Annotated in this window: 8 protein-coding genes, 1 tRNA gene and 1 pseudogene; 7 read left to right on the top strand and 3 right to left on the bottom strand. The window is 66.4% G+C overall.

What is annotated here, in order from left to right:
• The first annotated feature begins 55 nt into the window (after positions 1-55).
• From MHZ91_RS19080 to MHZ91_RS19065, 4 genes are all read left to right on the top strand, one after another.
• Positions 56-1,144 carry a methionine ABC transporter ATP-binding protein gene (locus MHZ91_RS19080; RefSeq protein ID WP_175125598.1) on the top strand — a complete coding sequence of 363 codons (1,089 nt, stop codon included), beginning with the start codon at positions 56-58 and terminating at the stop codon, positions 1,142-1,144.
• Positions 1,101-1,754: a methionine ABC transporter permease gene (locus MHZ91_RS19075; protein ID WP_105237380.1), complete on the top strand. Its 654-nt coding sequence runs from the start codon at positions 1,101-1,103 to the stop codon at positions 1,752-1,754. The genes MHZ91_RS19080 and MHZ91_RS19075 overlap by 44 nt, the downstream gene beginning before the upstream one ends.
• Positions 1,755-1,799: 45 nt before the next feature.
• Positions 1,800-2,597: a MetQ/NlpA family ABC transporter substrate-binding protein gene (locus MHZ91_RS19070; RefSeq protein WP_175125593.1), complete on the top strand. Its 798-nt coding sequence runs from the start codon at positions 1,800-1,802 to the stop codon at positions 2,595-2,597.
• 157 nt (positions 2,598-2,754) lie between these two features.
• Positions 2,755-2,830: transfer RNA gene (locus MHZ91_RS19065), tRNA-Lys, on the top strand.
• An 82-nt stretch (positions 2,831-2,912) separates the two neighbouring features.
• Here MHZ91_RS19065 and MHZ91_RS19060 read toward each other — a convergent pair.
• Positions 2,913-5,204: a bifunctional diguanylate cyclase/phosphodiesterase gene (locus tag MHZ91_RS19060; RefSeq protein WP_239215223.1), complete on the bottom strand. Its 2,292-nt coding sequence runs from the start codon at positions 5,202-5,204 to the stop codon at positions 2,913-2,915.
• Between the two features lie 281 nt (positions 5,205-5,485).
• On the opposite strand from MHZ91_RS19060, the gene MHZ91_RS19055 reads away from it, so the two are divergent.
• The 3 genes from MHZ91_RS19055 to MHZ91_RS19045 all read left to right on the top strand — a co-directional run bounded on the left by MHZ91_RS19055 (position 5,486) and on the right by MHZ91_RS19045 (position 8,903).
• A complete protein-coding gene (locus MHZ91_RS19055) occupies positions 5,486-6,208 on the top strand; it encodes a PIG-L deacetylase family protein (RefSeq protein WP_239215221.1) in 723 nt (240 codons plus the stop codon).
• Between the two features lie 230 nt (positions 6,209-6,438).
• Complete coding sequence (locus MHZ91_RS19050; RefSeq protein WP_239215219.1) at positions 6,439-8,268, top strand: hybrid sensor histidine kinase/response regulator; 1,830 nt, start codon at positions 6,439-6,441, stop codon at positions 8,266-8,268.
• Positions 8,265-8,903 (top strand): response regulator transcription factor, encoded by a 639-nt coding sequence (locus MHZ91_RS19045; protein ID WP_239215218.1) that lies wholly within the window; start codon positions 8,265-8,267, stop codon positions 8,901-8,903. The genes MHZ91_RS19050 and MHZ91_RS19045 overlap by 4 nt, the downstream gene beginning before the upstream one ends.
• Here the strand turns inward: MHZ91_RS19045 and MHZ91_RS19040 are convergent.
• Together MHZ91_RS19040 and MHZ91_RS19035 are read right to left on the bottom strand one after the other, a co-directional pair.
• Positions 8,800-11,047: pseudogene (locus MHZ91_RS19040) on the bottom strand (peptidase domain-containing ABC transporter). The gene MHZ91_RS19045 and the pseudogene MHZ91_RS19040 sit on opposite strands and share 104 nt — an antisense overlap.
• Complete coding sequence (locus MHZ91_RS19035) at positions 11,044-12,291, bottom strand: HlyD family efflux transporter periplasmic adaptor subunit (RefSeq protein ID WP_239215216.1); 1,248 nt, start codon at positions 12,289-12,291, stop codon at positions 11,044-11,046. Before MHZ91_RS19035 ends, MHZ91_RS19040 begins: the two are co-directional and overlap by 4 nt.
• Between the last annotated feature and the right edge of the window lie 23 nt (positions 12,292-12,314).

Here is a 12,314-nt window from a genome sequence, read left to right as displayed (position 1 = left end):
AAATGGAAAAAACGGTCGTTCTCTTTAGAAGAGAAAAGATACAAAATCGCTTGCCATGATTCACATCGAGAACCTATCCAAGACCTATGCCACGCCGCACGGAGAATTCCAGGCGCTGCGCGGCATCAACCTGCACATCGAGCAGGGCGAGGTCTTCGGCATCATCGGTCCCAGCGGGGCCGGTAAAAGCACGCTGGTCCAGTGCATCAACCTGCTGGAACGTCCCAACCAAGGCAACATCTCCATCGGCGGCCAGGCCCTGACGGGCCTCAACGAAGCGCAGCTTCGTGAACAGCGCCGCCGCATCGGAATGGTGTTCCAGGGCTTCAATCTGCTGTCGCGCCGCACGGTGTACGGCAACGTGGCCCTGCCGCTGGAAATCGCGGGCGTGGCCAAGGCCGAGATCCCGGCGCGCGTCGAGCGCCTTCTGGCGCTGGTGGGCCTGGAGCATCTACGCGACCGTTACCCCAGCCAGATCAGCGGCGGCCAGAAGCAGCGTGTCGGCATTGCCCGGGCGCTGGCCAACAATCCGGACGTCCTGCTGAGCGACGAAGCCACCTCTGCGCTCGATCCGGAAACGACGCACAACATCCTGGCGCTGCTGCGCGACATCAACCGCAAGACCGGCGTGACCGTGGTCATGATCACGCACCAGATGGAAGTCGTGCGCGAGGTCTGCGACCGCGTCGCCGTGCTGTCGCAGGGCGAGGTGGTGGAAGTGGGCAGCACGCGCGAAGTGTTCGCCCAGCCGCGCCACGACGTGACGCGCAACATGGTGTCGGCCGCCACCGCGTCGGAACTGACCGACGCCACGCTGGCCGCCGTCCAGGAACGCATCCGCGCGCTTACCGCCGCCAAGCCCGGCCAGGCCGTGCGTCTGCTGCGCCTGTCGCTGACCGGCACCGACGCCTCGGGCGCCTTCTTGTCCGACCTGACCCGGCAGTTCGCGCTTGACGTGGGCCTGGTGCAGGCGCGTGTCGAAGACATCCAGGGCGTGGCCGTGGGCACGATGTTCGTGCTGGCCCAAGGCGCGCCCGCCGCGCTCAAGGACGGCATCGCCGCCCTGAACGCCCGTGACATTACCGTTGAAGAAATAGCTCATGAGTCCGCAACTGATCGACCTGCTTATTACGTCGCTGCTTGACACCCTGCTGATGGTGGGCGTGGCCAGCGCCATCGCGGTGGTCATCGGCATTCCGCTCGGCGTGACGCTGACGGTGACCGCGCGCGGCAACATGCTTGAAAACCAGCCCGTGAACCACGTGCTGGGCGCCATCATCAACGCGACCCGCTCCGTGCCGTTCGTGATCCTGATGGTCGCGATCATCCCGTTCACGCGGCTGGTGGCACAGACCTCCATCGGCACCACCGCCGCCATCGTGCCCTTGTCCGTGGCCGCGATTCCGTTCATGGCCCGCATCGCCGAAAACGCCATGCGCGAAGTCGATCCGGGTCTGGTCACCGCAGCGCGCGCGATGGGTGCGTCGCCCATGCAGATCATCATGAAGGTGCTGCTGCCCGAAGCCCTGCCGGGCCTCATCGCCGCCACCATCGTGACCGTTGTCAGCCTGATCGGCTATTCGGCCATGGCCGGCGCCATCGGCGGCGGCGGACTGGGCGACCTGGCGATCCGCTACGGCTACCAGCGCTTCCAGTCCGACGTCATGGCCGCGGTCGTGATCGTGCTGATCGTTCTGGTGCAGGCCATCCAGAGCCTGGGCGACCGCTTCGTGCGCCGCATGTCGCATCGCTGATCCACTTTGTTTTTTCCTACTTCCGTCATATCGGGATATCGCAACATGAGCATCAAGGTTTTGAAGTCGCTGGCCGCGTTCGCGTTGGGCGCCGCCGTTTTCGCCCAGCCCGCGCTGGCTCAGGACAAGCCCCTGAAGGTCGGCGTCACCGCCGGCCCGCACGCCCAGATCTTTGATGTGGTCAAGGCCGAAGCCGCCAAGCAGGGTCTGAACCTGCAGGTCATCGAGTTCTCGGACTACGTGCAGCCCAACGTGGCGCTCGCCGCGGGCGACCTGGACCTGAACAGCTACCAGCACCAGCCCTACCTGGACAACGCCAACGCTGATCGCGGCTACAAGCTGGTCAGCATCGCCAAGACCGTGATCTTCCCGATCGGCATCTACAGCAAGAAGATCAAGTCGCTGTCCGAACTGAAGGAAGGCGCCCGCATCGCGCTGCCCAACGACCCGACCAACGGCGGCCGTGCGCTGCTGCTGCTGCAGGCCAATGGCCTGATCAAGCTGCGTCCGGAAGCGGGCCTGAAGGCCACGCCGATCGACGTGGTCGAAAACCCCAAGAAGCTGCGCTTCATCGAACTGGACGCCGCCCAACTGCCGCGTTCGCTGGACGACACCGACGCCTCGGCCGTGAACACCAACTTCGCGCTGGAAGCCGGCCTGAACCCGACCAAGGACGCCATCGCCCAGGAATCGCCCGATTCGCCGTACGCCAACGTGCTGGTCGTGCGTGAAAAAGACAAGGACCGTCCCGAGTTCGCCAAGCTGGTCTCGATCTATCACAGCCCCGCTGTGAAGGAATTCATCCAGACCAAGTTCAAGGGCGCCGTGGTGGCCGCCTGGTAATCCAGGAGCTGGACGCGTTCTGAAGACGGCCGCCGCGAGCGGCCGTTTTTTTTGGCGGGTTGCGGTGGCGGGATGCGGACAGATCGCGCCTGCAACACGACCGGCTGTCATTTTTTGACAAGCCCATCGAAATCCGCCATAATTTCGGGCTTCGGTCGGGTTGTTAGCTCAGTCGGTAGAGCAGCGGACTTTTAATCCGTTGGTCGCGAGTTCGAGTCTCGCACAACCCACCACCCCAATTCGCAGGACATTGTGAACGCCGCTATTCATAGCGGCGTTTTTGCGTTTGGATCCAAGCGCCCTTGGCGTCGAGGGTCAGCGGCCGCCTACTGACCGCGCCTTACGCAGGTACTCGGTAATTTCTGCTTCCGGCACCGCGCGCGAAAACAGAAAGCCCTGCAGTTCATCGCAGCCCGCAGCGCGCAGGAAATCGCGTTGGGCGGCTGTCTCGACCCCTTCCGCATTGATCGTCAGTCCCATTGACCGTCCCAGCATCACGACCGCATTCACGATGGCGGTCGAATCGCTGCCTTCGCCGATATTGGCCACGAAGCTGCGGTCGATCTTGATCTTGTCGACCGCGAACCGCTGCAGGTAGCTCAGGCTGGAATAGCCGGTTCCAAAATCATCCAGCGCGATCCGAAATCCCGCGGCGCGTAGTTTGGCGATCGCTTTCTGCACCCGGCCATCGTCTTCGATGAACACGCCTTCAGTGACCTCCAGTTCGATCTGCGCGGGGTCCACGCCTGCGCGTTGCACGAGGTCGATGACGCGCTCGGCGAACCCTTGGCCGCGAAACTGCACGGGCGACAGGTTCACGGCGATGGACAGGCCCGGCCATTGCAACGCGGCGCGGCAGGCTTCCTTCAGTACCCATTCGCCCAGCGGCACGATCAGCCCCGTGGATTCGGCCACCGGCACAAAGATCTGCGGCGACACCGGGCCCTTGCCCGGATGGTTCCATCGCACCAGCGCCTCCACGCCCACCAGCTGTTGCGTGCTGCTGTCGATCTGCGGCTGGAAATGGACCTGGAGCTGGCCGCTGTCAGCCAGCGCGCGGCGCAGGTCTTCCTCGATCACCGCCTTGGCCTTCAGCGTGTCGTCCATGTCGGGGGCGAAGAAGCTGTACTGGTTCCTGCCCAGCTCCTTCGCGCGATACAGCGCGATGTCGGCCTTGCGCAGCAGCTCGCTGCGCGTCGTGCCGTCACGCGGGGCCATCGACGCGCCGATGCTGGCGCCCACGAAGGCCCGGCCGCCCAGCAGGTCGAAGGGCTCGCGCACCTCCGCGAGGATGCGTTGCAGCAGCTCGGTCGCGCCAGCTTCGGTCGCGTTCTGCATCAGCACGGCGAATTCGTCTCCGCCCAGCCGCGCGACCGCATCGTCCGGCCCGAGGATGAGCTTGACCCGTCTTGCGAACTCTTCGATGAGCGCGTCGCCCGCGGCGTGACCCCACGTGTCGTTGACCTGCTTGAAATGGTCCAGGTCCAGCAGCAGCACCGCACAGCACGCATCGGGCCGGCGGCGGACCAGCGCCTGGTCCACGCAGGTATTGAAATAGGCGCGGTTAGGCAGCCCGGTCAGCACGTCGTGAAAGGCGAGATGCTGCGCGTGCGCTTCGCTGGCCTTCAGTTCGACATGGGCCGTCCGTAGTGCGCTCAGGTGCGCCTGTTGCTGGCGCAGCAGGCGATAGGTGCGCAGCGCCAGCCATGCGACAAGGATGAAGGCGCTGGCGAGCATGGCGGCCACGGCGGGCAGCATCGAGCGCCAAAGTTCGGAGCCGGGCAGGTCGGGCCGCCACATCAGATAGCCGAGCAACGCGCCATCGGACGACAGCAGGGGCTCTTCGCGCTCGTTCACGCCATCGTGACGCGTGCGCACGGGATGATAATGAAGCCCGTCTATCAGGTTGTCCCGTGCGAACGAGCGCAGGAAATCTCCGTCGACGAATCTGACGCTCACGAGCAGATTGGGCGTCTCGCCCGCCGGGGTATCGAGGTTGGGCGGAAAGCGCGCGACGCGCATCACGCTCACCACCGCAGGCCTTTGCCCGATGGTTGCGAGGTCGGTGGCATGCACGGCGGCAGCCGTCGTGCGCACCGACGAATTGGTGGAGGGAGGCTGGCCGGGCAGGCGCTCATGGTCGTTGTTGGGCCGGGTGTCCTGTCCGCGAGTCAGCGCGATGAACGGGCGCAGGTCCGGTTCGTACACGGCGTAGCGTTCAGGGGGAACCAGTTCGCCGTGGACATTGCCGAAGCGCACCGTGTTGTCCGGGCCAAGGATGAACACCAGATCCTGTTCGAACAGCCGATGCAGAAAGGCCCCCACGTTGTCGTCGAGCCAGGCCTGGTCGGGCGCGGGCTTGGCCAGTTCATCGGCCAGCATGTCCCAGATGGCGACGGCTTCCTGCGCCTGCGCCACGTCGTCCAGCGTGTTGCTGATTGCCTGCTGCAGCTCCTTGCTCTGGCGCATCGCCGCCATATCGTCGCTTTTGTCGACGGACAGGTGCAGCGAGAACAGCATTGCCGCCAGAAAACCGACAAAGGCGATCAGCAGCAGGACGAGAAGTCCGCCAGCGGAACGGGGAAGCGGCCCTTCTTTTATTCTCATGTCGGTACAGCTCCGTGTTGTTGGGGCGATCAACAGACGGATCAGATGCGCTTCGAGGCCGCGTGCCGGCGCGGCAGGATTCGAAGAGGCAGGTGATCGATCCGCACGCTGACGCGGTCGTCGACGATTCCGGTGCCGGGCAGACGTCGGGCGCCGCAATTCGCGTGCCTGCGTCGCGCGGTGGAAGGGGGCGAGGGGGCGTGTGGATGCAGCCCGGCATGGCGCTTGCTGCATGACGGGGTTGCCATTCACTGCGATCCCTCGCGGATCGAAATCACCCGATGGACCTTGCGCAAGCGCCAAACCCGGCTGACGATCCGTTGCTGCCGCCATCCCCCCTCGTTGTGATCTCCCCGCATCTGGATGACGCCGTCCTGAGTTGCGCTGGCCTGTTGGCGGCGCGGCCGGGCAGCACGGTCGTGACGGTTTTTACCGCGCGGGCGCCCGCGCAGCATCCGCTGACCGACTGGGACCGCCGATGCGGGTTCGACAGCGCGGACGCCGCGATGACGTGCCGGCTGGCCGAAGACAGGGAGGCGCTTGGCATCGTGGGGGCAGTGGGGCGGGAGCTCGGCTTTCTGGACTGTCAGTACACCGCGACGGCGGATCAGGATGGACCGCAGATCACCGAACGCCTGTTTCACCTGCTGGCGGGCTTGGCGCCCGCGAGCGTGGCGATGCCGCTGGGCGTTTTCCATTGCGACCATGAGCGCGTCAGCGACGCCGCCCTCATGATCCGCGACGCGTTGCCCGGCGTTGCCTGGTTTGGCTACGAGGATGTGCCGCACTGCGAGCGGCCCGGCGTCGTGCAGGCCCGGCTGTCGCAACTGCACGCGCGGGGCGTCATGGCCACGCCGGTTCGTCTGACCGTGGACGCGGCAAGCAAGGCGCGCGCCATCCAGGCCTACGCGTCGCAGCTCAAGGGGTTGGAAAGCACCGCCCTGAAATTGGCAGTGCATGAAACGTACTGGCGGTTGACGAACGGCGCGGCGGATACGGATTGAAGTGCGATAGCGCTGCGCGCGTTCATGAGCGGGCTGCGGAAAGGGCGGGCGCTGAGACAGCGGGGCAGACTCGATGCGGGTGCGTCGGCTGAAACGGACGAGACAGCGCGTGGTGTGAAATGTCCGTTTACATGTAGCGTGTAACGTCTAAAATCGGGACTCTTCCACGCCGGCTGCCTGACGGCGGCCCCGCCTATCGCGTTGCGCCGTGCCCTCTGGCGCTCATAACCGTGCAACCTGCCATCGGCCCGATTTCCGCTCCTCCGCCGCAAGGTTCCGTGTATGCCGCCCGCATCCATCAGGTGCAGGTGGACGCGCTGCGCCGGATGTTTCCCTTCGCGCTGGCTGGATCGCTGATCACCGCCTGCTTCTCGGTCTTTGCGCTGCTGGACGTGCTGCCCCGTCAGCAGATCCTGCTGTGGATTGCCGTCACGCTGGTGGTCGGCGCATTGCGCCTGGGTGCCATGCTGGCCTACGACCGGCGCCGTGCCGACCCGGCCGCCGCTCGGATCTGGGTGCGGCGCATGCTGGTGGGGAACCTGTGTTCGGGCATCCTGTGGGGCTTGCCGTTCGCCTACTGGACGTTCATCGTTCCGCTGGAATACCAGCTCTTCTTCATCGTCATCCTGTTCGGTCTGGGCACCGGCGCCATCTACTCGAACTACATGATGTTGCCGGTCATGTACGCGTTCGAGATCCCCGCCTTCGCGCCCATGTTCATCGCGCTGGCGGCGCAGCCGTCCGCCATCCACCTGGCGTTGGTCACCAGCGGGCTGGCCTATCTGGTCGCCACCCTGGCGTTCATCCATCGCATGAACCGCACGCATTTGGACGCCTTGCGGCTGGGCTATGAAAACCTGGCGCTGCTGGAACAGGTGCGCCAGGAGAAGGCGGCCGCAGAACGCAGCGACCTGGAAAAGTCGCGCTTCCTTGCCGCCGCCAGTCACGACCTGCGCCAGCCGGTGCACGCGGTCAACCTGTTCCTGGGGCTGCTCACGAACGAGCGCCTGTCGCGGCATGGCCGCTATCTGGTCGACAACATCGCCAGCGCGATGGCGGCGATGGGCCAGCTGTTCGACGCGCTTTTGAACCTGTCCCGGCTGGATGCCGGCGTCATCGAGACGCGCGTCGAGGCCTTTGCCCTGCAGCCGCTGCTTGAGCGCTTGCGGGCGGAATACGCGCCCCAGGCGGCCGAGAAGGGCATCACGGTGCGGGTGCGGGCCTGCGCGGTCAGCGTGCGATCGGATCCCATCCTGCTTGAACGCATTCTGCGCAACCTGATCAGCAACGCCATCACGCACACGGCGGGCGGGCGAGTGCTGATCGGATGCCGGCGCGCCGGCGGGCGGCTGCGGATCGAGGTCTGGGACAACGGCCCGGGCATTCCGAAGCCGGAGCAGGAACGCGTGTTCTGGGAATTCCATCAATTGGGCAACCCCGAACGCGATCGCAGCAAAGGCCTGGGACTGGGGCTGGCCATCGTGCGCCGTACGGCGCGGCTGCTGGGGCACGAGCTGTCGCTGCGTTCGCAGGTGGGGCGCGGCACCGTATTTGCCCTGACGGCGCCTATCGCGGAACGTGCAGCGTCGGAGCCGCCTGTGCGTGACCCGGAGCCCGGCATGCCGCAGGTGACCGCGTCCAGCGGCGGCCTGGAGGGCAAGCTGGTTCTGCTGGTGGACGACGATCCGCAGAATCTGGCGGGCCTGTCCATGCTGTTCGAGAGCTGGGGTTGCCGCGTCATCGCCGCCACCAGCGGCAATGCGCTGCTCGAGCGCGTGCTGCCGTTGGCCGAAAGCCCCGCGCTCATCATCAGCGACTACCGCCTGCGCGACCACGAGACGGGCATCCACGTCATCGAAAGGCTGCGCGAGGAATACAACGATCCGGACCTGCCGGCCTTGATGGTCAGCGGCGACACGGATCCGGCCCGGCTGTCCGAGGCCGCCGCCCGCGGGGTGCCGCTGCTGCACAAGCCCGTGCAGGTCCAGGCACTGCGCGAGCGCGTGGCCGGACTGCTTCAGGCCACCCCTGTTCACCCCCTGACCGGAGACGCCGAATGACGGCAGTGCTATTGATCGACGACCATGCCATGTTCCGCGAAGCACTGGTCATGGCGCTTGACGATGCGCTGCCCGACGTGACCATCCACCCGGCGGCCAGCGGGCAGGAGGCGCTGGAGGTGCTGGACCAGCACGACGCCATCCGCAACGTCATCATGGATTTCTATCTGCCCGACATCGCGGGCGCGGATCTGCTCAAGCGCCTGCGCCAGCGGCGGGCGCAACTGCGTGTGCTGGTGCTGTCGGCGTCGCAGGATCCCGAGGACCGGCGCCGCGCCATGGACGCGGGGGCGCAGGGATTCATGCACAAGTCCGCCAGCTGCCAGGAACTGGCGGCCGCGCTGCTGGCGATTGACGAAGCGCCGGCGCGAACCGTGTACGCCCCGTCCGCCGGCAGTGCCGGCGCCGCGCAGGACGAGGCGGCGCTGCTGCGCGCGCTGACGCCGCGCCAGAGCGAGGTGTTGCGGTTGATGTGCGATGGCCTGCGCAACAAGGAAATCTCGGAACAGCTCAACATGACGGAAAAGACCGTCAAGACGCACGTGTCGGCCATCCTGGGCACGCTTGGGGTGCTGAACCGCACGCAGGCCACGCTGGTGGCGCGGCGCGGCGGCGTGTTCGGCAAGCCGGTCTAGGCCGGGACGACCCTTGCTGCGGCGAATGCGCGCCGGCCGCTGTCCCGGACCACCTTGCCGTCCGCCAGCGCGATTTCGCGGTCCGCAGCGCTGATCGTGTCCGGACGGTGCGCGACAATCACGCGCGTCATCTCAAGCCCCGCAATCGCGGCGTTGACCGCACATTCCCGGTCGATATCCAGATGGCTGGTCGCTTCGTCCAGGAACAGGACGGCTGGCCGCTTGTACAGCGCGCGCGCGAGCAGCACCCGTTGCTTCTGGCCGCCTGACAGCACCGTGCCCATGTCCCCCACCAGCGTGTTGTAGCCCATCGGCATGGCGCGGATGTCGTCGTGGATTGCGGCGATCTGCGCACATTGGGCAGCGCGCTCCGGGCTGTACTGCGGATCGAAGAAACTGATGTTCTCGGCGAGGGACCCGGCAAAGAGCGCGTCGTCCTGCAACACGGTGCCCGCCATCCGGCGCAGGCAGGCCGCGCCGGCGCCGCGGGCGGGCACCCCGTCGATCAGCACGTCGCCGTCCGTCGGCGCCAGGACGCCGAGCAGGATGTTGATGAGCGTCGACTTGCCGCCGCCCGACGGCCCCGTGATGGCGACGGATTCACCGGGCTCGATCCGGAAGCTGAGGCCGTCGAGCACGTAGGGTTCCTGCGGGCTGTATCGAAAGCGCAGGTTGCGCACTTCGATTACGGGCGGGCGAACGGGCATGTCGTCCGCCTGGGGCGTGTCTTCCATCGGTTCGGGTGCCTGGCGCACGATGTCGGCCAGGCGCTCGCCCTGCAGCCTCAGCATCTTCACGTCGACCAGCTTGTCCAGAAGCGCCGCCACGCGCTGGTCGAACAGTGTCTTGTAGACGATGAACGCGAGCAGGGCGCCGACGGTGAATTGGCCGTCCAGCACGAGCCTGGCGCCCAGCCACAGGATGACGATGGACGACAGGCCAAACAGCAGGCCGTTGCAGGTGCGAAAGAACAGCGCCCACTTCTGCGTGCGAAGATCCGCGTTGATCTCGTTGACCAGCAGCGACAGCCACCGCGACCGGCGGTCGTCCTGATGCTGGAAGAGCTTGATCGCCTTCACCCCGCGCACCGTTTCGAGAAAGTGCGTTTGCTCCTTGGCCGCGTGCACGATGTGCGCCTCGGTGGCATTGCGCAGCGGCGTATAGCCGGTCCAGCGCACGATGCCGTAAAGCGTCATGGCGCCCAGCGAGATTCCTGCGAGCGGCGGACTGTAGACGAACATGAGCACCAGTGTGATGAGCATCACCAGCCCGTCCAGCACGGCTTCCAGGAATGAGGTCGTCAAGGTGCGCTGGATCTCGTCGACGGCCCCGAAGCGCGACACCACATCGCCCAGGTGCCGCTTTTCAAACCAGGCGACCGGCAGGCGCAGCAGGTGGGTGAAGACGTTTGTGCGCCATTGCAGGTTCAGCGTCGTGCTCATGACCATCAGCATCCAGCCGCGCGCCACCGAGGTGAGCTGCTTCATCACCATCAGCAGGGCGAAGGCCAGCGCCAAGGTGGTCAACAGGTCGCGGTCGCCCGTGTTCAGCACATGGTCCACGACCCACTGCAGGAAGAAGGGTTGCACGACCGTCAGGATCTCGAGCGCCAGCGCCAGCAGCAGCACCTGCGAGCATGCCCCGCCCAGGCCGTGGATGCGCCCGGTGAGTTCGCGCAGGCGCACAGGTGCGCTTGCGCGCGTCTCCTGGAACTGCGGCGTTGGCCACAGTTCCAGCGCGACGCCGGTGTAGGACGCTGACAGCGCCGCAAGGGAGCAGGTGCGCTCGCCGCTCGCCGGGTCGATCAAGGTTGCCGAGCGCGCGTTGATGGCCGTCAGCACCACGAAGTGATTGAACTCCCAGTGCAGGATGCAGGGCAGCTTCAGGAGGCCGAGCGCGCCCAGTCCGGCCTTGACGGGACGCGCCGCCAGGCCAAGCTGGCCGGCCACCTGAATCAGCGTGGCGAGGGTCGCGCCCTTCATCGACACCGGAAAGCGCGCGCGCAGGGCCGCAAGGCTCTGGTGGTGGCCGTGATAGCCCGCAATCATCCCCACGCAGGCCAGGCCGCATTCGGCCGCTTCAGTTTGCAGTAGCCCGGGCACGCGCCGCTTGAATCCGAGCGCCAGGCGCTCCAGCGCGCTCATAGCTTTTCCGCCAGGCGCATGGCCGGATCGAACGCCCACTGGTACAGCCGGCGCGTCTGCTGCAGCAAATCGGCCTCCAGCCGCATGCCGGGCCGCAGCGCCAGTTCCTGGCCTTGCGGGCCGTGGGCGGGCGTCTCAATCGCCACGGTGATGCGGTAGACGGCCTCGTCGTCTGGCGTGTTGCGCTTGGCGTCGTCGAGCTGCCATTCGGGCAGGGCGCTGCGCGCCACGTCCTGGACGATGCCGGTCTGCTGGCCAAAGGTCTGATACGGGTAGGCGGCCAGACGGATCAGCACCTTGTCGCCCGGCGCCACGAAACCGACCGCGCGGCTGGGCGCCAGCAGTTCGGCCAGCAGCTTCGCGCCGTCCGGAACAATTGTGGCAAGCGGCCGGCGGCTGTCGACCGCCTGGCCGGGATCGGCGGTGGCGGCCGTGACCACGCCCGCGTGGGGTGCGGTCAGGACGATCTGGCGCCGCGCCTCGTTCTGGGTCAGTTCGACCGCCACGGCGGACAATTCCCGGTCCAGTTGCGCCAGCTGGTTCTGATGGCGCAGCGTCAGCTCGGCCAGCGACTGTTCGTGTGCCGCAAGGGTGGTTGCCAGCCCGATGCGGTCGCGCAGCAGCGCTTGCAGCAGGTTGCGCTGGTCCAGGAGTTCTGCGCGCTTCTGATCGGTTTCCTCGGGCGACAGATAACCCTTATCCATCAGTTGCCGATAGCGCTGGGCGCTATCCTGAGCGAGCTTGATGCGTTCGCGCTGGCCGGCGATCTGCTGGTCCAGGGCGGCAAGCTGCGCCTTCAGGCTGGCGATGGCGGTGGCCTGGGTGCCGAATTCGCCTTGCTGCAGCAGGGCCGTCTTTTGCCGGGCCTCGTGCAGACTGTCGTGGCGCTGCCGTATCTGCATGCTGATCGCCTGATGCGTGTCGCCCAACGCGCTTTGCCGGTCGCCCGACACGACATACAGCACCTCACCGGCGGCCACGTGCTGGCCTTCCTGCACGCGGCGCTCGAGCACGATGCCCGGTTGCGGCACGTACAGCTTGAGCAGTCCCGCGTCCGGGGCAAGTTGGCCGCTGACGGTCGCGCGCTTGGTATAGGTGCCGAACGCCAGGAACAGGCAGGCGGCCAGCACGAAGCCCGCCAGAACGGTCGTCGCAAGGGCGAAGGACACCGGCCGGATCAGGACGATGTCGCCCAGGCCGGAGATGCGTTGCGCGGCGAGCGCTTGGTCGCGGTAGAGCGGCACGGATCGGGAACGTGAGAGGCTTC

Source organism: Achromobacter sp. ACRQX, from assembly GCF_022346505.1.
GTDB lineage: Bacteria > Pseudomonadota > Gammaproteobacteria > Burkholderiales > Burkholderiaceae_B > Achromobacter > Achromobacter animicus.
This window is presented reverse-complemented; position numbering and strand designations above follow the sequence as displayed.